The 24,455-nt window shown below is 29.8% G+C and carries 19 protein-coding genes and 1 riboswitch; of the genes, 5 read left to right on the forward strand and 14 right to left on the reverse strand.

Going from position 1 to position 24,455, the window contains the following annotated elements:
* Nucleotides 1–2: 2 nt before the first annotated feature.
* The 6 genes from DWZ53_RS01960 to DWZ53_RS01985 all read right to left on the reverse strand — a co-directional run bounded on the left by DWZ53_RS01960 (nt 3) and on the right by DWZ53_RS01985 (nt 7,247).
* On the reverse strand, nt 3–1,196 hold the full coding sequence (locus DWZ53_RS01960; protein ID WP_199589033.1) for an ATP-grasp domain-containing protein: 1,194 nt from the start codon (nt 1,194–1,196) through the stop codon (nt 3–5).
* Nucleotides 1,197–1,207: 11 nt separating this feature from the next.
* Complete coding sequence (locus DWZ53_RS01965) at nt 1,208–2,782, reverse strand: GNAT family N-acetyltransferase (protein ID WP_118431482.1); 1,575 nt, start codon at nt 2,780–2,782, stop codon at nt 1,208–1,210.
* 26 nt (nt 2,783–2,808) lie between these two features.
* The gene (locus DWZ53_RS01970) at nt 2,809–3,405 is read right to left on the reverse strand and encodes a sugar transferase (RefSeq protein ID WP_118431484.1); all 597 of its coding nucleotides are present in this window, start codon (nt 3,403–3,405) and stop codon (nt 2,809–2,811) included.
* A gap of 5 nt (nt 3,406–3,410) precedes the next feature.
* Nucleotides 3,411–4,631 (reverse strand): DegT/DnrJ/EryC1/StrS aminotransferase family protein, encoded by a 1,221-nt coding sequence (locus DWZ53_RS01975; RefSeq protein WP_118431485.1) that lies wholly within the window; start codon nt 4,629–4,631, stop codon nt 3,411–3,413.
* Nucleotides 4,632–4,728: 97 nt separating this feature from the next.
* Entirely contained in the window at nt 4,729–5,247 is a 519-nt protein-coding gene (loaP, locus tag DWZ53_RS01980) for an antiterminator LoaP (protein WP_118431487.1), read from the reverse strand.
* Between the two features lie 122 nt (nt 5,248–5,369).
* Nucleotides 5,370–7,247 (reverse strand): nucleoside-diphosphate sugar epimerase/dehydratase, encoded by a 1,878-nt coding sequence (locus DWZ53_RS01985; protein ID WP_118431489.1) that lies wholly within the window; start codon nt 7,245–7,247, stop codon nt 5,370–5,372.
* Between the two features lie 144 nt (nt 7,248–7,391).
* Nucleotides 7,392–7,477, reverse strand: a riboswitch (cyclic di-GMP riboswitch).
* Nucleotides 7,478–7,619: 142 nt separating this feature from the next.
* On the opposite strand from DWZ53_RS01985, the gene DWZ53_RS01990 reads away from it, so the two are divergent.
* From DWZ53_RS01990 to DWZ53_RS02010, 5 genes are all read left to right on the forward strand, one after another.
* The gene (locus tag DWZ53_RS01990; protein ID WP_118431491.1) at nt 7,620–8,312 is read left to right on the forward strand and encodes a YveK family protein; all 693 of its coding nucleotides are present in this window, start codon (nt 7,620–7,622) and stop codon (nt 8,310–8,312) included.
* Complete coding sequence (locus tag DWZ53_RS01995; protein ID WP_118431493.1) at nt 8,312–9,094, forward strand: tyrosine-protein phosphatase; 783 nt, start codon at nt 8,312–8,314, stop codon at nt 9,092–9,094. The genes DWZ53_RS01990 and DWZ53_RS01995 overlap by 1 nt, the downstream gene beginning before the upstream one ends.
* Before the next feature lie 2 nt (nt 9,095–9,096).
* Nucleotides 9,097–9,804, forward strand: coding sequence for a CpsD/CapB family tyrosine-protein kinase (locus DWZ53_RS02000; protein WP_118431495.1), 708 nt, complete (start codon nt 9,097–9,099; stop codon nt 9,802–9,804).
* Nucleotides 9,752–10,798 carry a hypothetical protein gene (locus tag DWZ53_RS02005; RefSeq protein WP_147365875.1) on the forward strand — a complete coding sequence of 349 codons (1,047 nt, stop codon included), beginning with the start codon at nt 9,752–9,754 and terminating at the stop codon, nt 10,796–10,798. Before DWZ53_RS02000 ends, DWZ53_RS02005 begins: the two co-directional genes overlap by 53 nt.
* Before the next feature lie 129 nt (nt 10,799–10,927).
* Nucleotides 10,928–12,571, forward strand: a complete 1,644-nt coding sequence (locus tag DWZ53_RS02010) for an AAA family ATPase (protein WP_118431499.1) — start codon at nt 10,928–10,930, stop codon at nt 12,569–12,571.
* 7 nt (nt 12,572–12,578) lie between these two features.
* Here the strand turns inward: DWZ53_RS02010 and DWZ53_RS02015 are convergent, their stop codons facing one another.
* The 8 genes from DWZ53_RS02015 to DWZ53_RS02050 form a co-directional block, all read right to left on the reverse strand.
* A complete protein-coding gene (locus tag DWZ53_RS02015; protein ID WP_158568157.1) occupies nt 12,579–13,469 on the reverse strand; it encodes a Cna B-type domain-containing protein in 891 nt (296 codons plus the stop codon).
* Nucleotides 13,470–13,515: 46 nt separating this feature from the next.
* Nucleotides 13,516–15,030 (reverse strand): isopeptide-forming domain-containing fimbrial protein, encoded by a 1,515-nt coding sequence (locus DWZ53_RS02020; protein WP_118431503.1) that lies wholly within the window; start codon nt 15,028–15,030, stop codon nt 13,516–13,518.
* A complete protein-coding gene (locus DWZ53_RS02025; RefSeq protein WP_233541816.1) occupies nt 15,024–17,804 on the reverse strand; it encodes a collagen-binding domain-containing protein in 2,781 nt (926 codons plus the stop codon). The genes DWZ53_RS02020 and DWZ53_RS02025 overlap by 7 nt, the downstream gene beginning before the upstream one ends.
* Nucleotides 17,805–18,033: 229 nt before the next feature.
* Nucleotides 18,034–18,405 (reverse strand): PD-(D/E)XK nuclease domain-containing protein, encoded by a 372-nt coding sequence (locus tag DWZ53_RS02030; RefSeq protein WP_118431507.1) that lies wholly within the window; start codon nt 18,403–18,405, stop codon nt 18,034–18,036.
* Between the two features lie 63 nt (nt 18,406–18,468).
* Nucleotides 18,469–19,353 (reverse strand): Cna B-type domain-containing protein, encoded by an 885-nt coding sequence (locus DWZ53_RS02035; protein ID WP_118431509.1) that lies wholly within the window; start codon nt 19,351–19,353, stop codon nt 18,469–18,471.
* Nucleotides 19,350–20,177: a class C sortase gene (locus DWZ53_RS02040; RefSeq protein ID WP_118431511.1), complete on the reverse strand. Its 828-nt coding sequence runs from the start codon at nt 20,175–20,177 to the stop codon at nt 19,350–19,352. Before DWZ53_RS02040 ends, DWZ53_RS02035 begins: the two co-directional genes overlap by 4 nt.
* A 20-nt stretch (nt 20,178–20,197) precedes the next feature.
* Nucleotides 20,198–21,679, reverse strand: a complete 1,482-nt coding sequence (locus tag DWZ53_RS02045; protein ID WP_118431684.1) for a SpaH/EbpB family LPXTG-anchored major pilin — start codon at nt 21,677–21,679, stop codon at nt 20,198–20,200.
* Nucleotides 21,672–24,449, reverse strand: a complete 2,778-nt coding sequence (locus DWZ53_RS02050; protein ID WP_118431513.1) for a collagen-binding domain-containing protein — start codon at nt 24,447–24,449, stop codon at nt 21,672–21,674. Before DWZ53_RS02050 ends, DWZ53_RS02045 begins: the two co-directional genes overlap by 8 nt.
* Between the last annotated feature and the right edge of the window lie 6 nt (nt 24,450–24,455).

Here is a 24,455-nt window from a genome sequence, read left to right on the forward strand (position 1 = left end):
TATCATCCTATCATTACTTTAATTTTATCTAATGCTTCCTCACAGCTTTTTATAGCCGTATCTGCATTCTCATTCTGAGCAATAACGAATCCCATTCTTGCTCCACTACTTGTAATTTCTGTAATTGTTTCACCTACACCATGAACGATGCTGATTTGTTTTATTCCATCTACTCTTTTTGCCTCTTCAATTCCAACTATTTCATTAACAACACCTGCATGTTGTGAAAAATATCTAATGGCAGATCCTTTATCCCATTTAGATGAAATATCAGGTTGCTCACCCAAAGCAATTTTTATACAACATTCTACCATATTCACACCAGTTGAAAGAGGAACTAGATGTGTTGTAATATTATCACCACCTAATCTAGCGCCAATTTCAACAATTTTTGGTCCCTCTTTCGTTATAATAATTTCTGTATGAGAAGGTCCATTCTTTATACCAATTGCTCTATTAGCCAATTTAGCAACTTCAGCAATTTTTTTTGCAATTTCTTTATCGTATTTTGTTGGCTGTGAATGTCCCATTTCAACATAATGTGGAGCACCAGTTGTAATTTTATCTGTAATTTGAATTACGTGACATTTTCCATTAATAGAAAGTGTTTCAACACTTACTTCCGGTCCACGCATATACTCTTCAACAATAACATCCCCTACTTTTGAAAAGGGTCTACAATAGTTATATGCATTTTTTATTAATTCCAAATTTGAGATATCTGTAACCTCAAAAATCCCTCGACTACCAGAACTATCAGCAGGTTTAACAATAAATGGAACATTAAATTCTTTCACCACTTTTTCATATTCTTCCCTATTTGACACTTTAAAGAACTTCGGAATAGGAACATTGTATTCTTTAAGCGCTTTTCTCATTTCTATCTTATTTGTAGCTTTATATGCAGTATCCTCATCTATAGCAATTAAATTCATTTCTTTAGCAACTGCAGCAACAGAACGCATCGGCATATCTGTTGCAAGTGTCATGACACCATCTATGTTGTGTCTTTTTGCAGCATTCACAATTAACGGAATATCAATAGTACTAATTACTTCTTTAATTACTCCTGGAACTTTAAAACCAATTGCATCTGGATTCATATCCACTACAATAACTTTAAGCCCCATTTCCTTTGCTTTTTTAATAGCCGAAAGCTGTAAGATACTAGCACCTATAATCATAATTTTTTTCATAGTACATCCTCTTATCCTAGAAACTTAACCATTTCCATTTGTAGTTCATTATCATTTTCTTTATTATTACCAGTCGCCAAAAAACCGTATTGTTCATATAAATTTATAGCCGTAATATTATCTTTAGCAACATGCAATTTTATAGTTGTAAAATGTTTACTTTTGCAAACGCTAATTGCTTTTTCTAATACTTTTTTTGATAAACCTAATCCCCTATATTCATTCAAAACATAAACATTGCAAATATATGCTTCTAAAGTTTCTATATTGTTACAATATAGCATTAGAAATGCAACTATGCGATTGTCATCTACAATTGAAATTACATTTCCAAAGTTCAAAAATTTCTCAATTCCTTTTTTAAGTTCATCATCAGAAAGAGTTCTACCTATTTCTTTATTATGATTCCATATCAAATCAAATGCATTTTCATACTCATTAATTCTTTCAGCTCGCAAATTCATAATAGAAGTATCCTTTAAAGTAATTCTATGATCTGATTTATATATAATATATCCCGAATTTGAAGCCTCAACATTTCCCTTTGCATCCAAAAAACAATCATTTTCGACAGTATTAACTATACACCAATCCGCTTTATTCGCATCAGCAAACAATCTTTTAAGATGTTCGTTTTCTTTACAATGAAAATAAATACCAGTATAAGCAATATTTTTTATTTCTTTTTTTTCTAAACAATCGAAACAACAATCTATTGCAGCCTTGTAGTAATCATAATTTGTACTATTCACTGTTAGAACATCAGCAATGTGATCCCCTCCAGCTCTTGCGCCAACTTCAATAAAATAGATTTGGTTATCAATAATTTTTATTTCCATATGAGCCATTCCACACTTAATTCCTAGGACCTCAAGTGTATTTTTAGTTGCTACTTCTATTTTCTTCCTAATCTCATCACTCAAATCAGCAGGTTGGTGATGAGCAATTTCAGTAAAATATGGTTCTCCAGATGTTATTTTTTCAGTCACCTGTATAATAAAGCAATCCCTATTTGATGCAATACATTCAATTGAATATTCTTTTCCACCATCTAGATATTCTTCTATTAACACTTCTCCATTAGAAGATATCTGTGCAGATAACTTTATCGCATCTTCGAATTCAACCTCATTTTTCACCAATTTAATTCCCTTTTTCCCACAAGCATCTACAGCTTTAACCATTACTGGAAATTTTTCTACAGGATTTCCGTCATAAATATAGTATTTTGGCTGATTTATTGATGAAATGGTTTTTACACGTTCACGCATTAAATATTTATTTCTCGCAAAAAAGCCATTTTTTATATCATTACCTGGAAGTTGCAGTTCATCAGCAATAATCGCTGCACTTTCAGTGGTAATTTCACTTGAAGCAATCACTCCATTCACATTGTGTTTTCTACATTCATCAACAATTCCTGCAATATCAAAAATTGATTTTTCAATAAAAAAATCAACCCTGTTTCTAGCAAGTGAATTTTTTTCTCCAAATCCAATTGTCAAGATATCTAATTCTTTTGCTTTATCTATTATTGGAAAAGCCGCTTCACCAGCCCCGATAATTGCTAATATTTTTTTTCTCATAATTTATTTCCTTCTTATTCTCAATACTATTTATTGTATATATTTTTTCGTCCAACTACAGATTGTATAGTCTTTAAAAATACTTTTATATCCAAAAAAAATGAAATATTATCTGCATAATAAGCATCGTTTACAAATTTTTCATCCTGATTAATAGAATTTCTAAAATATGCTTGACTATAACCTGTAATTCCAGGTTTAACCATATAATGTTTTTTTTCTATATCTGATAATTCTTGAAAATTTAATCCTTCAATAGGAACTGTTGGTCTCGGACCAATAATACTCATATTGCCAAGTAATACATTTAAAAACTGTGGAAATTCGTCTAAACTAGTTTTTCGCATAAAATGTCCAATATTCGTAACTCTAGGATCATCATCCCCATTAAACGTTGATCCATCTGTATTTCGAATATCAGGGGCATTTACTTTCATTGACCTTAATTTGAACATTTTATATGGTTTTCCATCTTTTCCAAGACGAATCGAATTATAAAATATTGGACCTTTATCTGAAAAATAAATTATCGTTCCACAAAAAAGAACAACTATTATGACAAATGGTAAAGCACAAAGACCAATTATAATATCTATTATTCTCTTAACATATTTTTTATACATGTATGCTACACCTCAAATACTTCTTTTATTATTTTTTTATAATTATCAATAATATAATTTACATCTTCATCACTTAATTTTGTATGAAGTGGTAATGTAATTTCATTAATAAATTGATTATAAGCATTTGGATAATCCTTTATATCAAAACCTAAGTTTTTATATGCTGTAAGCATTGGTAATGGTTTGTAATGGACATTACATGCAATTCCTCTTTCAGCCATTTTTGTAATAATATCATTTCTTTGATCACCAGTGATGTTTGAAACTCTTGTAATATAAAGATGTCCACTTGATTGATGATTTTCGTCATAATGATTTAATACTTCAATTCCTAAAGGAATAAAAGCTTCATTATATCTTTCAATAATTTCTTTTCTTCTTTTAAGCATTGTTGGATATCTTCTCATTTGTGCTAAACCAATACCACCCATAATATCTGTCATATTACATTTATACAATGGAGCCACAACATCATATTCCCATGATCCTAATTTTGTTTTAGCTAGAGCATCTTTTGATTGTCCGTGTAATGATAACAATTGAAGTTGTTTATAGATATCTTCATCATCTATTCCTTCAATCGTTCTCCAAGTAAGCGCTCCACCTTCCGCAGTTGTTAAGTTCTTAACTGCATGAAAACTAAATGAACTAAAATCAGCGATAGATCCACACATTTTACCATGCCATGAAGCACCAAAAGCATGTGCTGTATCAGCATTAACGGAAATTCTTCCCATTGCTTCTTGTATCTCATTATTTGGTTTAAATAAGTATTTTTTCTTTTCTACAATTTCAAAAATTCTATCATAATCACAAGGTACTCCACCTAAATCAACTGGAATAATAACTTTTGTATTTTCTGTAATTGCTTTTTCTAATGCGTCATAATCCATTTCTAAATTATCTTTTTGTACATCAACTAATACTAATTTAGCACCCACATGACATACAACTGCAGCACTCGCTGTATAAGTATAGGCAGGAACAATGACTTCGTCTCCAGGTCCTACTCCAAGTACTCTTAGGGCCATTTCCGCACAAGCGGTTTGTGAATTTAAACATACTGCTTTATTAACACCTACATAATTTGCGATTTGTCTTTCAAATTTTTTAACTTTTGGACCAGTTGTAATCCACCCATTTCTTAAAGTATCTGCTACTTCATTAATTTCATCTTCACTCATATCTGGTGGTGAAAATGGTATATTTCTTTTATCTTTCATTTTACCCCTCCATCTCTTTATCTTAAAAGACATAACATAAGTTATGTATAATAAAAAGACTATGAAGATAGTCTTTACATACGTTATGTTATATCTCTTAGTTTTTACTAATAATTTCAAGTCCTACTTGAACCCGATTAATTTTACCTAATAATTCTAAATCGATATAAGCGATACGCTTATGTCGATCTATCTTTGTAATCTTTCCTTCTAAACCTTGTAAAGGTCCTTCGATGATGGTGATTTGATCACCAATAATCATTCCTTTAGAAAATTCTACCACATGATTTATATCTGAAAAACGTGTAAGAAACTTAGCTTCTTGGGGATAGATGGGAAAGATATCTTTTCCATCATTACCAAGTAGCTTGGTTAAATCGGGTATTCTTTTTAGTTCCGTATATAAATCTTCAATACGATCACTAATCATAAAGATATACCCTTTAAATAAGATTTCATCGACGATTTTCCAAGTTCCTCTAAACTTCTTTTTTTTCTTACATCTAGGAATAAAGCATTCTTGAAGAATACTACGATCAACTAATAAATGACAGGCTTTCACGATTTCATCTTCTTTACCTGATCTAACTTGAACGACATACCAATTATCAAACATGCTTTTTCCTCCTTTTAGATACGCTTCGCCCATCGAATAACGTATCGTTATTCGACTAGGCTATGTATAACCGATAAATGTAAGTAACGCGACCCTGCGACGATTACTTTTCTTTATCTTTTTTAAACTGCGACTTTCACTCCATGTGTTGTTTTTTCATCGTAATGATATGTATCTACGATTTCATGTACTGCTTTTCTTATATCACTATCTTCATCATAGGCTAATTGATAAAGATTGTCTAATTGATTAAAGAAGTTATCTGATAATTCTATTGGTTTACCAATATGAATCATCTTATTAGGTGTCGTTTGCATACCTTCTTCTTTCATCAACATTTCTTCATATAACTTTTCTCCAGGTCTTAACCCGATAAACTTAATTTCAATATCGACATCAGGTTCTAACCCTGATAATTTAATTAAGTTTCTAGCCATGTCTAAGATTTTAACTGGTTTACCCATATCTAAGACAAAGATTTCACCACCATGTCCGTACGCTCCTGCTTGTAATACTAAAGATACGGCTTCAGGAATGGTCATGAAATAACGAATAATATCAGGATGGGTAATAGTAATTGGTCCTCCATTTTTAATTTGTTTTTTAAATAATGGAATGACTGATCCATTAGATCCTAATACATTTCCAAAACGAACAGCTACAAATTCTGTTTTTGATTTTTTGTCAAATGATTGAACAATCATTTCACATAGTCTTTTTGATGCTCCCATGATATTCGTTGGATTGACTGCCTTATCAGTAGAAATCAAAATAAATCTTTTTACTCCATAATGATCTGCTGCTTTGGCTACATTTAAAGTACCAAAGACATTATTTTTAATCGCTTCATGAGGTGCATCTTCCATTAAAGGAACATGTTTATGAGCAGCTGCATGATAAACAATATCAGGACGATAATAAGCAAATAAATCTCTAATTTTATTAGCGTCTCTTACTGAAGCTATCATTGTTTCTAAATGAAGTTCAGGATATTTTCTTTGTAACTCCAATTGAATATCATAAGCATTGTTTTCATAGATATCGACAATAATCAGTTGTTTAGGTTCACTCTTAGCTATTTGACGACATAATTCACTACCGATTGAACCGCCACCACCAGTAACCATGACAACTTTATCTTTTACATAGCCCATAATTTCTTCAAGATTGACTTTGATTGGATCTCTACCTAATAAATCTTGTACTTCTACATCTTTTAGTTTTTCTAAAATGATTTCATCATTTAAGAACTGATACATACCTGGTAATTTCTTTAGTTTACATCGGGTTTCTTTACAGATGTTAAGGACTTCTGAAACTTGCTTATCATCAATTGATGGTAAAGCAACATAGATTTCATCAATTTTATATTCAATTGCTTTTTTTACAATATCATAACGATCCCCTACGATAGGAATATTATGAATTCTTCGATTATGTTTTGTATGATCATCATCAATAAAACAAACCACTTGTTTATTAATTTTAGGAGTAACCAGTGTTTCCCTTAAAATCTTTTCACCAGCACTACCAGCACCCACAATCATAACTCGTTTACAGTTTTCATCACTTCTTCCAAACAAACCATGTCTTCCAGCATATAATCTTAAAAAACGATAACCAAATCGTGATCCTCCAATTAATAGTAACAGTATTAATAAATAAAGAAACATAGTACTAATTGGTGGATTTAAATTAAGAATAATGCATAAAGCACAATAAATAATTGAACTCATCATCGCTGAGATGATGACATTTAATAATTCATTGACAGAAGCATAACGCCATAAGCTCACATATAGCTTCATATGGGTAAAAAAAACTAAGCTCAATACTAATAAAATACTTAACACTAAATAAGTATTTTTTAAAAAGCTTAATTCAATCTGACCATTGTAGGCTATAAATGATGATAGGAAAAATGATATGATAATACTTATTGTATCAAATGCGATTAAACATACTCTTCTTAAAAGCAACTGACTTTTCTCCTTGGTCATTATTTACCCTCCCCTTATAAATAACAATTGACGTAATGTTCATTTATAATCATGCCTATTATATCTATATATGATAAATAAACAAGTATTATGTCATAATTTGGTATATTCTACAAAAATAAGCCTATCAAAAGATAGACTAACAAATGCAACTGGCTGTCATACATCTTCGTGCTTAGACCCTCTAGCTTTGCGTGTACTATCTTTCAATAGACTTGCCTATCTTTTTGTATACAAAAGTATATACTAATCTATGCAAGTTATCAACTTTAAAATGGATAAATATGTTGATTTTTGCTTACTTTTATATAATAATGTAACATGACGTAATTATTCATTTATAAGTAATATATATATAAAAGGAGTCCTATAATGACAGAAAATCAAGAAATTCAAAATGAAGACATTGAAATAAATTTAGGTGAACTGTTTGAAGTATTAAAAAGTCACTTACATATTATCATTATCTCTACATTAGTATGTGCCATTTTAGTTGGGGTCTTTACTATTTTCTTTGTTGAAAAGAAATATTCTTCTTCAGCAAGAATATTCCCTAAACCTCAAGTTAATGAAGGGGTTGTTGATTATTCACAAATCACATCTAACAATTTAATGACTAATAACTATGTAGCTTTATTAAATGGAAACAGTATTCAAAGTAAAGTCGCTCAAGAATTAAAAGTCGATACTGGTGTCGTTTCATCAGCCCTTGCAGTTTCTAATGAATCAGATACGCAAATCATTTCTATTTCAGCTACAACGAATGATCCTCAATTATCTAAAAAGATCGTTGATACAACAGTCAGTGTTTTTACTCAAGAAGTTAAAGATACATTAAATATTAATAACATTACGACTGTTGATGAAGCAAAACTTCAAACAACACCTGTATCACCAAGTTTAACTAAAAACTTAGTGATTGGTGGTTTAGTTGGTTTAATTGTAAGTATTGGTATTATCTTTATCCGTTTTATGTTAGATAATCGTATTCATACTAAGGAAGACGCTGAAAATTATTTAGGTATTCCTAATCTTGGTGTTATTCCTTACTTCGAGGATAAATAATGGCTTTTATCGATATCCATGGTCATTATGCCTGGCAAATAGATGATGGGATGCCTTCATTAGAAGATGCCAAGATTGCTTTAGAAAAAGCAAAAGAAAATCGTATCTCAACAATCGTAGCGACACCCCATGTTGTTCCAGGTAACCAAAATGAAGAAGACCTTAAACAAATCAAAAAAAGAATTGAAGACTTAAAGTTATTGGCACAAAACTATGGTATAGAAGTTTTAGCTGGATGTGAATTATTTTTAAATCATGATTATCTAGAAGCGCTAGAAAATGATTTATATATTCTTATTGAAAATACTGATTATTTATTAGTTGAATTCGATGTCAGAAATGAATTAGGGAATGAAAATGAAGTAGAAGATTATTTATATGAAATTCAGTTAAAAGGCTATACACCGATTATTGCTCATGTAGAAAGATACTTTAAAGATGAATTAGATTTAGAAAGAATAGAAGATTTCATTGATTGTGGTTATGTTATCCAAGTCAATGCGACAAGCTTTCTAGGTTATCATGGTAAACATGCGCAAAAGTTTGCTTATCAATTACTTGATGCAGGATGTATACATGTTATCGCTAGTGATACTCATCGCTGTGATGGTCATCGTAGTCCTTGTTTACAACAAGTCTTTAATTTATTAGTGAAGAAATATAATTATGAAACAATTCATACATTAATGTATGAAAATCCTCTTCATATTATTAATAATGAAGAAGTAGAACCAATTGAAGTAAAACAGTCTTTATTTAAAAAACTATTTAAAAGGAGATAACAATGGCAAGAGTGAATAAAAGAAGAACATTAAATATTCTTGATAAACAAAGAAAACATAGTCAATTTGACTATGCTGAAATCTTTCGTCATATTCGTACAAATATAGAGTTTTCTACTGTTGATCGAGATATTCAATCTATATGTATTACTTCTACTCAATCAGGAGAAGCAAAAACAACATTATCTATTAATTTAGCTTATATCTTTGCGACAAAGTATAATAAGGTTTTATTAATTGATACTGATTTAAGAAAAAATACTATACATAAGTATATGGGATTATCTAATAAACAAGGTTTAACTGATGCTTTAGCTGATTTTAGACAAAAACATATGATTAATTATGAATACTTCCAAACGGTACAACATCCATCATTTATTGGTGAATTAACAGTATTAACTGGTGGTATTCATGTTCCTAATCCTTCAGAATTATTAGGATCTCATACTTTTAAAGATTATATTAATGAAGTTAAAAAATATTTTGATTTTATCATTATTGACTGTGCTCCTGTAGGAATGATTTCTGATGCTATTCCTGTAGGAAATGCTGTAGATGGAACTATTTTTGCTGTTTCTAGCCAAGATACCAACAAAAAAGATGCTGCCAACTGCATCAAACAATTACAAAGAAATAATGTTAATGTTCTAGGTAGTGTGCTTACTAAAGCAAAAACTTCATCTGGAAATCATTACTACTATTACTAAAATGAAAAAATCACTTTTTCCTATTAGTGTTCTGGTCTTAGTTGCAATTATTCTTGGTTTAATTGGTTATGACAGACATGTCACTAACAATAACGCTAAAAAATATCAAACAACAAAAACTGAACAAACAGCAAAAACAGAAACAAAAAAAGATGAAACACCAAAACAAAGAATCTATTGTATTGGCGATAGCTTAACAATCGGTAATGATTTTGCTAGTTATCCCCTCACTTTAGAATCATTGAGTAATAGTCAAGTTATTAAAATAGGTGGTAATCAAGATACTTCATTAGATTTAGCTATCCGTGTAGGACGTATTAAAATCTATGTTAATAATATCACTATTCCTCAAGGTAAAACCCCTGTTGATGTTCCTTTATATGATGAACAAAATCAACCTTTAGATGTTTTAAAAAGTACAGGTACTAACTTTAGCGATGTCACGATTAATGGTATTAAAGGTACATTAAGTTATGACGCTAATCGTAATATGCATACTTTTACAAGAAATGAAGCTGGTAAAGAAACGCCACTTAATCAATTAACTCAAGTAGAGAGTGATGTTCCTGATTTTAATGAAAATGATATTGTTGTCCTCTTTAGTGGTACATACGATAATCAAAATAACTTAGATATCTATCGTACCATTACTTACCAAAGGGCCATTATTAACCAAATTAAGACCCAAAAATATATCGTCGTCTCTTTAACTTCAAGACGTCAAAACGCCTCTGTAAGAGACCAAAACAACATGTTAAAAGAAGAACATAAAGATCACTTCTTAGAATATCGTGCTTATTTATTAGATCATGGACTTGCTGACGCTAACATTACACCTACAGCCCAAGATCAACAAGACTTAAATAATAACTATATTCCATCAAGTCTCTTAAAAGATGATAAGTTAAATGGTAATGATGCATTTAATACTTTACTAGCAAAACAAGTCAACCAAAAAATGATTGATTTACAATATATCAAAGCTCAAAATTAATTATAAAATCATATATTTATATAAAGAGAAGCTATTTGTAAAGCTTCTCTTTTTTCTTTTATCTCATTTGTAATAATATAGTAAAGAAACATAAAATAGTTTATAATATGAAAAGAAAGGATGACTGCAATGAAGGCTATACCAATAGGAATATCTAATTATAGAGAATTAAGAGAAAATGATTATTACTTTGTAGACAAATCTTTAATGCTACAAGACTTTTTAAAAAATAAAAGTAAAGTGACGTTAATTACTAGACCTAGAAGATTTGGTAAGACGATTAATATGTCCATGATGAACGAATTCTTCGATATAACGAAAGATTCTAAAGAATTATTTATTGATACTAAAATCATGGATACCCCTTATGCAAATGAAATGAATCAATATCCTACGATCTTTATTTCTTTTGCAGATGCCAAAAGAGATAAAGATACTATTGTTTCAACCATTAAGACACAAATACAAAATCAATGGGACAAACATAGTTATGTATTTGAAAATTTACAAGGATTTAAAAAAGCAAAATATGATCATCTATATGACGTATTAGTTCAATATGATAATGATTTAACAGGTATCAACGATGCTCTTTCATTTTTAATGGAACGATTGGAAGATTACTATGGTAAAAAGGTTATGGTCTTTATAGATGAATACGATACACCTTTTATAGAAGCTCATGTAAATGGATTTTATGATGAAATAAAAGGCGGACTATCTGGTTTGCTTCATAACTCACTTAAAACTTCTGACAGTCTAAAATATGCCATGCTTACTGGAATTCAAAGAGTGGCTAAAGAAAATATCTTTAGCGATTTGAATAATCTGGTTGTTTATACTGTGCTAGATAAACCTTACAGTCAATATTTTGGTTTTGACAGTCATGAAACAAAGACCTTACTGGAATACTATCATTTACAGTTAAATGATCATGTCAAAGAAATGTATGATGGCTATCATATTGGAAATAACGATATCTATAATCCCTGGTCTATTTTAAATTATGCCAGTGCAAAAGAACTTGTGCCCTACTGGGTTAATACCAGTGCTAATACAATGATTAAACAAGCACTATTGCATGCTAATGATGGTTTTAAAAGAGAGTATAATCACCTCATCATCAACAGTCAGTTAGAAACGACTGTGACGATGCAAACAAGTTTTTATGAAGTAGCGGATAATGCGACGCTATGGGGATTGTTTGTTAATGCTGGATATTTAACAATCAATAAAGTCATAGATCTCATGGACAATTATTACAGCATTCAAATACCTAACAAAGAAGTCCAAACAGAATTTAGAAGTCTGACAGAATATTACCTATCTTTAAATGAAGGACAATTAACGAGACTGAGCCGTTATCTCACTCATGAACAACAGGAAAACTTTATTAACGAGTATCAAAACATTTTAATGTTACCATCCTATCATGATTTAACTAATGAAAATAGTTATCATATGATGATGTTAGGTATGTGTGTCTGTTTATCAAATCGATATGATATCCTTTCAAACAGAGAAACTGGTAAAGGAAGATGTGATATTATTCTAAAGGCAAAAGATGAAAAACGTACATCATTTGTTTTGGAGTTTAAATACTTAAAAGAAAAGAAAGATAACATACATGATGAGTTAAACAAACTTGCATGTAAAGCTATTCAACAAATCAAAAATAATCGATATGATGAAGGACTAAAAGGAAAAGTAATTTATGTTGCTTTGGCACATCATGGTAAAGATGTCATCATGAAATGGCAAGAAAAAAACTAGCAATCTGCTAGTTTTTCTTTTTAATGCTCCAATAAATAAGTGTTATTGCAGAAAATAAAAATAGTATCATAAAAATAATAATCGGTTGATAGTCGCCTGTTTTAATATGCGTTGTATCTTTAATTTCATTTTCAATAACAAACTGGTTATGAGTTTGTTTAACATGACTTATATAATTACGATTTACATTAATTTCTTTAACCGACCAATTTTTTGTACTATCTAAATGATTCCATGTATAAGACCAATTAGACGTAGCATCTAACTTAACTGTTTGTACTAGCTTTTTATTAGCGTATAAGCCTACTTTAATAGCTTGTGGTCTTAAATGCTCTTTGTTGTTATGATCTTTCCAAATTTTTAAAACAGTATAATCTTGATATTGTTTTCTTTTTTGAATCGTCATTTTAGGATGAAGATCATATTGATAAACAAATTGTTGATCATAGACATGAGGCATCACGATTAATGCTGGTTCAATAGATACATCTAGGTCATTCCCTCGATAACGTCCTTGTATTAAGTAAATTCCATCATCTAAGTCTTTAAAAACAGCTTTTCCATGATTATCTGCCTTAATTAATTGGTTTTCTTTTAAAGCATGCTTATCAATATATTGTTTTAATGATCTTGTCTTTTCTTTAAGTACATCTTGATGTTCAATATCACTTAAATCCAGATGACTATCTTGATAGTCATCTAAAAGTGTAATTTTACCTAAGTTTTTGATATCATAACTTGCAATTTTATATAATAAAACATCTATATCTGATAAAGTATATTCACTATTTTGATATGTTAATGTAACTTTACCCTTATTAATAGCTCCTGTTTCACTGATACTCCCTAACATCAAAACAAAGAACATACAAAATATTATTAAAATTCTTTTTCTCATTGATTCACCTTCTTTTAATGAAAGTAAAGGTATCATAAATGATACCTTATTTTTCTGTTTGATGTCTTAATTCATAAATAGCATAAATAATCGCTGCTAAAGTAATAAAAGCACCACCAATTAACATAAAGACTTTTGTTCCACTACCACCAGTTTCAGGTAATGAAATTCCTTTATAGTTAACAATACTTAAAGTTTGATCTTTTCTATTACAAGCAGTGATGACTTTTACTTCAGCAATACTTTGTCCTTCTTTATTTGTTGCTTTTATTGTAGCTTTACCATCTAATGGATTATTAGCTTTAATTGTAAGATAAATATCACTACCTAATTCACTATAACCACTAGGCGCTTTGACTTCTTTAATCACATATTCACCGGCATCTAAGCCTAATGCTTGATTATCCATAGTTGTAAATGCCACTTTACCATCTTTTGATGAAATAGCTTTACCAATTTGTTTTGTTAAATCTGCTTTTTTAAATAAAGCAAACTGTGCACCTGCTAAATTAACACCATCATGTTTACCATCTTTTTTAATCATCTTTAAACCATAAGTGTAAGTTACAGTATGGTCTTTTAAAACAGTATTAGATTGATTTGGTCCTCTTGTATATTCTAATTTCATTTCATTAGGATGACCATAACCACTATCAATATAAGCATCACTTGTAAGAGTTGCTGAGTAAACTAATTTCATATCTTTACGCACACTAGATAGTAATTTTTGACTATTTTTAATATCAATGACTAATGTTGCTTTAGTTTTTTCACTACCTGTTACTTTTAAAGAATAATCTTGATTGACTTTTAATAATTGTTCACCTAAATAAACTTTTAAATCTTGGTTGTATTTTAATCCTTTAGAGAATTCATCAGTAAAACAATACTTAATTTCTTTTACAGATTGATCATAAGTAGGAACAACACTATCAACTACATAATTAATTTTATCTCCTACACCTACATCATTTTTCTTTATTTTCTTATTGTCTTCAACAATGCTTTTTACTAAACATCCTTGATCATCCTTAGGATAAATCTTCATATCTTTAACTAAGTTGATCATCATCGCTTTAGAAGCAACAATCGCATTATTTTGGCTATTAGCTGTTTCTAAGACTAAATAACAACCTAAATCTAAACCTTTTTCTTCTTTATCTTTTACTTGATTACCAACAATATTTTTTTCTTGCATATAAGTTTGTAAAGCTAACGTAAATTCAGCCATTTCTTGGCTTGGTTGTACTTTTGTTGGTTTACTACTTACCGTTGTATTAACTTTATCTACTGGTAAAAAGACTTTACCATCTTTAATAATTCCTTTTGTTTTATCAAAACTATATTTTCCCTGTTTAAAGAAATCTTTAAAATCTTTATTGACATCATATACAAAGACATCATTACTCGCCTTAGCATCTAATACTTTATAAACACTAAATGTCGCTCCATCTTTTAAAATCGTTAAATTAGCCTGTGATAAAGAGGCAGCCTGAACTGAAATAAGCGAACCTAAAAACATCACACTCAATAAAACAAAACTGAATAACTTTTTTAGCACTTTGTCTTTTTTCTCCTTTTAACTTGTTTTATCATTTCCATACTCATAGCACCTATTAATAAACAGATACCTGCTTTTTTAAAGTCTAAACCACCATAACCCGTATCTGGTACTTGAATCGTTACTTTTTCATTTTCTAAAGTCATTGTATGAATATCATGATTTTTAAATACCTGATTTTTTTGATTGTCTATTTTGTAATAGCAATCATCATGATTTTCATCAAAATGAAGTTTCACTTCTTCAAATAAACCTTTATAGCCTTCTGGTAGTTTGACTTCTTTTAGCGTGTAATTCTTTATATTTAAACTCTTTAAAGAGTTTAAATCGATTTTAATACAACCTTTTTGATCAGTGATCAATAAAGGATCACCTTGTTTATCATAGAAATAAGTTCCTTGATTTAATTTAAATTTTAGAGGTTGTTTCTTTTCATCATATAAAGTAAACCCTGCATCTTTAAGTCCTTGATTTTTATTTGCATGACCTATTTTTTTAATCAATAAATAAGCAGATTTTTCTTTTTTATTGATAACTTGAATAGTCTCATTTCCGGCTGTTTCTATCTCACCAGCAAGACTAGAATTCTTATCGTTGATTTGATAAGTTGTTTTAAATCCAGATAAGTCTTTTTCTTGAACATAATAACGATAAATTTGATTATCTTTATTGGTTATTAAATCATTAATTTCTTGAAACCAATGATGATTTGCATCTAATTGAATCGTTTTAATTAAAGCAGCTGGTCCTGCTTTTTGATATTCACCTTGATCATAACTTTGAATTGTTAAATGAATATCTTGAGGATTTATAGAACTTTGTATTCCAGGTGAAACACTATAAATGATTTCAACTTCATCGTTGCCTTGAATATCTTTAATTTCTAGATTTTTTCTTGCATCATAGTGGGTATTCCACTGATGATGATCACTTCTTTTTTCTACTACAGTTCCTTGATTACACTTAATCTTTTCAATCCCCGTAATATAAAGGTTTTGATATCGAGCACGACTGTCTACTTGAAAACAAAGTTTTCCTTTTTCTTTAACAAAAACATTTTCTTCTTTGACTGTTGTTAAAGTATTGTTTTGTTTTAAAAGAACTTTAACTTTGACATCATAACCTTTTTTTAAGTAAGCTTGTTGATACAAATCTAGATTGATTTGTTGAACTGGTGCTTGCATATCTTGACCATTTTCATCAAGCCATCTTTTTTGTACTTTTAAACTTGTTGTATTAACGTTATTAAAATGAGGCTGATCTAATTTTTGACTACCTGCTTCATCTTGGTAATAGCCCTCTATCGTTGGGACAATTGTTTGATGATTTAATGTTGCTTTAACTTTAATATAAATGGCTTCTGGCGTACACTTGTAACCTTTGCTATCAAGTTCCCTCACTTTAAAAATATACTCTCCAACTTGATTAAAACCATTTAAACGATAATGAATAACCCCATTGCTTTGATTATTCGTTTTTAACGTTTCTTTTAAAAGTGACTGATAAATAGTTGAATCAGTAGGACCTTTTAAACAACTTAATTCAAAAGTAAACTGTTGATCAGGAGTCTTTGAATTTACCAACTTCTTTAAATTTAAATCAAGTATTCCTGGTGTTGTCATACCATGATAACACCACATATGTCCTTCAGCTTTAGAATTAACACTTTTAGCGACAATCGTTCCATTATAATCACCACTATAAATATTCACTAAAGCATCTAAGGCAACCAAATGCCCATTTAATTTACCCTGTCCTCCAGGTATCTTAATCATTGAAGCATTTAAACATAAATACATAATTGATGTATGATAACCACTTTCTAAAGTATCAAACTGATAAGCTGTTTGATATTGTTTTTGATTTAAACACACACCTCCTGCGACATTTCCCATCACATCTTTTTGTGTTTTTAATATTTTAGGAAATGAAGTTATGGTTTGATCATCACAACTGATAATCGTTGTCGTTTCATCATCATAACGATCATAATCATAAATAATACAATCAAAATCATTTAAACATTCAAAATGATAGTTATGACCTAACTTCAATTGAATTGTTAAACCATCTTTTTCTAATCTGTTCTGTTCATTTCTAAATATCTTACAATACTCATTTTCATAAACGTAATCTTTATTTTTAGCTAATTCACTTTTAACTTGATTAACCAATTTTAAAGAAAGATCCACTTTATTTATCATCTTACCTTGATGATCTGGTCCACTATAACTTTGATAACTTAAAGCATCTTGTTTTAATTGTTTTACTGCTTCATTGAAATCAACATAGCCATCTGTAAAATAATAGTCATCATAAACTTGATTATTTGGACCTTGCAGAGCCCATGATGTTACATTTTGATTCTCCGATCCTAAATAAAGTGGTACATCACTTGATGTAATCACCGTATTTCCAGCAATCATCGTCTTCTTTTTAAAATAAGACGGTACATCATGTTTAAACTCTTTGACTGTACCACTAGTATGACTAATACCGCCTATTGAAAGGGAGCCTTGTCCTCCATCTAAAGTTGTACGTCCAGTTCGACCACCAACAATCATTGGTCCAACTACATGAGTTCCATAATAATCTTCACTGGTAAAAACATTATAATGACCTAATATATGTGACAATGTATAACTTCCACCATCACTGAGCAGTGTTGCTTTTGTTTGATGATTACTTTGTCCATAAATTCCTATTAAAAAAGAATTTGATCCACAAAGCATCAAAAGCAAAATAATCCAAATCTTAAATTGCTTTTTGACCATCAATCTCACTAAAATAAACCCCTCCTTACATTTAAAATTTAACTCCTGCCACATCACTATACGGATGTCTTTTCACGCTTTCAATAAAGTCCTTAAAACTTAAAAAAATACCGATAAAATCAAGATAAATTAAATGTTTAACTTTGTATTTTTATATCTAAAAACAAGTTTTTAGATATAAAAAAAAGGATTCTTGTAAGCAATCCTAATATATGTATAAAATTGTCATTTATGATAAAAAAACAATAGTCATTACTATTGTTTTTTTCTTGTCCATATTGCCTGTTATATCATTTTTTTCTTGCCATTTCATGCTCACATCTTTTCCATGATGAGCTAAAGCAATATAAATTACTTTTCCTTTTAAATCATGACCATATTGATTATCTTTGATTTGTTGAATAGCCTTACATGCAACCTTGTCTAACTCATCATGTATGTTATCTTTCTTTTCTTTTAAGTATTTAAACTCCAAAACAAATGATGTACGTTTTTCATCTTTTGCCTTTAGAATAATATCACATCTTCCTTTACCAGTTTCTCTGTTAGAAAGGATATCATATCGATTTGATAGACAAATACACATTCCTAACATCATCATATGATAACTATTTTATATTTCTTTACTATTTAATAGAGAAAATAAAAAAAGAAATAGCCCATGCTATTTCTTGAATCTTATCTTTTTGATTAGAGAAAAGAATAGAATACTGCTTACACAAATTAAGATAAGATGGAAAGTCAAAGTCACATTATCTCCAGTGGTTATAGAGTGTTTTTCTTTAAGGGTATTTTCGATTATAAACTGATTGTCATTTTCAATAACATGACTTTGGTAGTTTGAGTCAATATCTAACTCTTTTACTTGCCAATGTTCTCCACTGTCAAGGTCTTTAAACGTATAAGACCAGTTAGATAGAGCATCTAATGTAATTGTTTCTTGTAGTTTTTCATCCTTATAAAGGCCTACTTTTATTTGACGGGGACGAAGATGTTTTTCATCATTGTGATCCTTCCACACTTTTAAAACTGTGTAATCTTGATATGGTGCTAACATTGTAATCATTAATTTTGGTCTTAATGAAATATCATAATTATAATAGAGAGCTTCACTTTTTTCGGGTAATGTTACAAACATGGGTTCGATAGATATTTGGTAGTCATTTTGTGTGTAATGAGCGTCTATAACATAAATACCTCTTTCTAGTTGGTTAAATTCCACAATGCCTTGGATTGAACTTTTTGTCATTGTGGTATTGATATGATTTTGATGAATATATTGAATACATGATTTGACTTGTTTTGTTAGGACATCTTTTTGATTAATGGTATTGATATCAATACCACAATCCTTAAACTCATTTAAAAGTGTGACTTTTCCCCCATCATAATTACCAATCTTATATACTTTTGTTTCAATATGATCAATATAGCCAATTGTAGCGTCATGATAAGTCACTTTAATACTTCCCCTGTTTAATGCCTGAACCCCCTCTAGATTCATCATCACTAACAATACAAATATCAAGCATCTTATTATCTTTTTCATCTTCTCACCTTCTTTTTATGATATATAGTGAATGTTATGATAATTATGATAGCTAATGCGCCAACAACCATCCATAACCATTCATTTTTTTCTATGACCGATACATTTTCATCTTTCTTTGAAAAATCGTAGTCACATCGTTCTCCCCGTATTATTAAACGATGTGTGTTAACACCATAAGGTGTACAAGTTAATAAACTGACATAATCTTTATCTTTTTCAATCATTAAGTCTTTTACTTCAGTTGGTAAAACGACTTTTTCTTGATTAACACGGTAAGCAAAATGCTGATTTAAAACATGAATAAAAAATAAATCCCCATCTTTCAATTGGTCAATATCGGTAAATAACTTCATTGATGGTAAACCACTATGACCACTTAATACCGCATGGGTTCCTTTTCCCCCTACTGGTAACGAAGTATTTTCAATAAGACCAATTCCTTTATTTAATATTTTTCCATCTGTTCCATAATAAATAGGTAAATATAAATCTAATTTAGGAATTTCAATATAGCCTATCAATGCCCTTGATTGAACCATTTTAAAATCCTTAAAACGACTTGTTTTCGTATCAATTAAATTCTTTTTAGTAAAAGGATCAGCAGGAAAGGCCCAAGGTAAACTTTGATTATAAGCATAGGCTTCATCCATCATTGCTTTTAATTCTTGATCACTACTTGAAGTCATATCCTGTTGATATTTGACGATCGTTGCTCTTGCATTTTTACTATTAATGTAATTAGCAAGACTGGGATAGGATAAAAATCCAATACCGCAGATAAATATCATCAATATCAATGCCTGAAATATTCTTCTTTTCATCCTGATCCCTTCTTCTTTCTTTAGTCTTTACGTCCTTTTAATTCATAAATTCCATAAGCTACTAAAGCTATTACAACTAAACCTCCACCAACAATCATGAAGATTGTTGTTCCTGATCCACCTGTTTCAGGTAATGAAATACCTTTATAGTCAACAATACTAATACGATCATTTTCTATTGTTGCTTCTTTGATATCACCATCTGCAGTTGTCACTGTCATTGTTGGTTTCTTTGATAAATCAGTGTTAGCTGTAAGCGTAAGTTTAACATCTTTTCCTAATGTACTATATTCACTTGGTGCTTTTACTTCTCGTAAAGTATATGTTCCTACATCTAATCCTAAAGTTTTACCATTCATATCAGTAAAGTTTACTTCACCTGTTTTAGTAGAAACTGCTTTACCAATTTGAACGTCTCCTTTAAATAAAGCAAATTCTGCCCCTTCAAGTGTTTCACCGCTATGATCATTTGCTTTTTTAATAATCTTTAAACCATAAGTATAAGTTTCTGTACTATCTTCTAATGTTGTTTCATTAACACCTGGAATGCGACTATATACTAATTTAATACTATTTTTTGTTGCATCATTAACTGCAGCATCACTTGTAAGTTGAGCACTATAATTTAATACAATCTTTTTATCTGTACTCGTTAACAATAAATTATTGTTTGTTATTTTAATGACTAATGTTGTACCTTGAGTTGCATCTCCTGTAACTGTTAGTGTATAATCTGTATCTTTAGTAAGGATAGTATCTCCTAATTTAACTTTTAAATCATCTTGATATTTTAATCCTTTTGACATTGTATCTGTAAAAGTATAATTCACTTCTTTAACTGAACTATCATAAGTTGGAATAACGGCAGAAACTTCATAAGGAATTTTATCACCGATTGCTGCACTGTTTTTGTCTAATCCTGTATTATCTTTAAGAATCTTTTTAGTAAGTTCTCCTTGATCATCTTTAGGATAAATTGTTTTATCTTCCACTAAATTAACCATCATTGCTTTAGAAGCCACAATACCATCATCTTTGTTGTTATTGGTTTCTAATACTAAATAATATCCTATATCCAAAGCAGTAGCATTTTCACTTTGAATATCTTTTGTAATAAAACTTTTTGAAGCATTATCTTTAATATAATCTTGTAATGCTTTTGTAAAAGCAGCCATTTCTTTACTTGACACTACTTTTGTTGGTTTTGTTGTAACAGTTGTATTTAATTGATCATTTGGTAAAAAGACTTTACCATCTTTGATAATTCCTTTTGTTTCATCAAAAGTATAAGTTCCTTTAAAGAAATCTTTAAAAGCATCATTTACTTGATAAGTATATACATCACCACTAGGTGTTGCTTTTAATACTTGATATGTAGTAAAAGTTGCTCCTTCCTTCACAATTGTAAGATTAGCAGTATTCGCATTATCAGCATGAACACCTACTGTCATACTCAAAATCATCATGACTGCAATAAATAAACGAGATAATTTTTTAAACATTCCCTTTTCCCCCTTGTTTTCTATAAATCATCAATCCTAGTAAACTTATCATTACTAATCCCATACCTAACATCAGATATGGATATTCTTTATATCCTGTATTAGGCACTTTAATAACTGCATCTCTTTGTACATTGCTTATTTCTAAACAATGTTCTTGATGATCGTTCAATTTCACTTGTTCATGATCATCAATCTTGTAATAACAATCATTTTCACAATCGAAGTGAAGTTTTATTTCATCAAATGTCTTTAAATAATTTTCAGGTGCCTCCTTCTCCCTTAGAACATAATCTTTTATATTTAAACTCTTGAAAGAGTCTAAATCAATTTTAATCATTCCTTGATCATCACTGGTCAATATATCATCTCCAGCAGGATCATAAAAATAGATATCATTTTCTTTTTTTACTTTAAGTTCTTCATTTCCGTTATATAAACTAAACTTAGCATTCTTTAACTTCTTACTATGATCATTTTGGTCAACTTTCGTTATTGTTAAATAATGATTTTCTACTGTCTCTTTTTGTTTATTAGTCATCGTTAAAGTTTCATTTTCTTTAGCTTCAACATCACTTGCCTTAGATGATGATGTTTCCCCATTTGAATAAGTCACATCATAATCAGCAAGCTGTTCTTCTTCTACAAAATAATGATAAACATTGCCATCTTGACTATACTTTGGTACATCTAATGATGATTTCCAACTTTGTCCTTTTTGTAAAGTCACTGTGCTATATTGTTCAGGTTCTCCTATTTTTTGTATAGAACCTGATGTATAAGAAAAATCTGTTAACTTAACATTATCGGGTGAATATTCATCAGGACTACTCACTTCAATATCAATGGTTGCATCACTGGTTATTTTACTTAAATTAATTTTTTCAATACCATATTGATCAAAAGTACCAAATACCGGATTTTTACTTTCTGAAATGTCTAATGACCCATTGGTTGTTGTTACCTTTTTAATACCACCCACATAATAACTCTGTCCTGTAGCTAAAACAGAAGCATCAGCGATAAAAGTTAAATCACCATCAACAAATACTGTTTCTTTTTTTATTTCTTTTGATGTTCCATTTATATTTTGTAAGATTCTTATTTGTACCTGATGTCCATTTTGTTTATAAGCTTGGCGATAAACATTGACGTTAATAGAATCACGAGGTGCTTCCATATCTTGATTATCTTTATCTTTCCAAACCTTTTGTAAAGTTAACTTTGTTTTTGAAAGATTATTAAATATTGCCTCTGCACTTTGCGTACAATTTTCATCTAAATAATAACCAACTAAACGAGGTAGCATGAGCGTTCCACTTTGAGTGACTTCTACCTTTGCAAAAAGGGCTTCAGGTGTACATAAATAACCATCATTATTCATTTCTTTAATTTGATATATGTATGTTCCAGCTCGGTCAAAACCACTTAATTTAAATTTAAATGATCCATCTTTTAGGGTTTGACTCGTCACAAGACTATTTCTAAATTGTTGAGTAATGGATGAATCATCAGGTCCCGATACTTGTTGTAAGCTAAATTCAAATGTTTGATCAGGTACTTGTCCGTTAACTTTTTTATTAAGGGTTAAATCAAGTGAACCTGGAGTAATAATTCCTTTATATGACCACATATGTCCTTCTGCTTTAGAGTCAACTGATTTAACAATCAAAGTTCCGTTATAATCACCATTTAAGATCTTAACATCAGCATTGACAGCTACCAAATGCCCATTAAGTTTACCAATTCCAGGATGATTTTTTTCGTTTCCTATTTCAATATTGGTAGCGTTAGGACAAATATAAGTCACTGATAAATTTTGACCACTTTCAATACTATCAAACTGATAAAATTTTTCGTTAGCTAATGTTAAACCTTCAGATTTACCCATTGCATCACTTTGTGATTTTAAAATAATTGGAAAAGAATCAATTTTATCGTCATTACAAGAAATAATTGTTGTTTTATCTGAAGGATCACTATTGGCTTCATAATCATAAATAATTGTGCTCACATTATTAAAACTTGTAAAATGATAATTATTACCTAATTTTAATTTAACCGCTAATTTTATTTCACTATTAACCACATCTTTATAAACAACATAGTCTTGATAGTCATATTTATCTTGATCTGGATTATTTTTAAAATATTGAAACGCATCACCAATATTAATTTCTACCTTTTTTATCGTTTCGCCATTTTGTGAAGGTCCTTCATAATTTTGATAAATATCAGCATCAGCTTTAATTAAACTTTTAGCTTGATTAAAATCTACATAATTATCACTGAAGTAATAATCATAATAGTTACCATTAGCACCTGCTAATGTATAACTATTATTTTGATTGACTGTTCCTAAATAGAAGGGGACATTTGAACGTGTTGTAACGGTATTTCCAATACTAGCTTTCCCTTTAATATAAGATGGAACAAGATGAGGAAAAGGTTGCGATGAAGAAGTTGATAAACCACCAAGGGCTAAAGAACCACTACCATCTCCTTGTAATGTTGTTCTTCCTGCTTCACCACCTACGATCATTGGTCCCACAACATGCGTTCCTTTATAATAGTCAAAAGTAAATACATTATAATGACTTAAAATATAAGCAAGAGAATATTCGCCACCATCACTGATAAAAGTATTGGTTGTAGTGTGAGTTGTAGAATCACTGGTACCATAAGTATGAGTAATACATGTTGCGAAAATTAAAACAAATGTTAAACTGAGTTCTAATAATTTCTTAAATACTTGACGATGTCTTTTCATCTGCTT

The organism is Coprobacillus sp. AF33-1AC (genome assembly GCF_003475785.1).
Classification (GTDB): Bacteria; Bacillota_I; Bacilli_A; order Erysipelotrichales; family Coprobacillaceae; genus Faecalibacillus.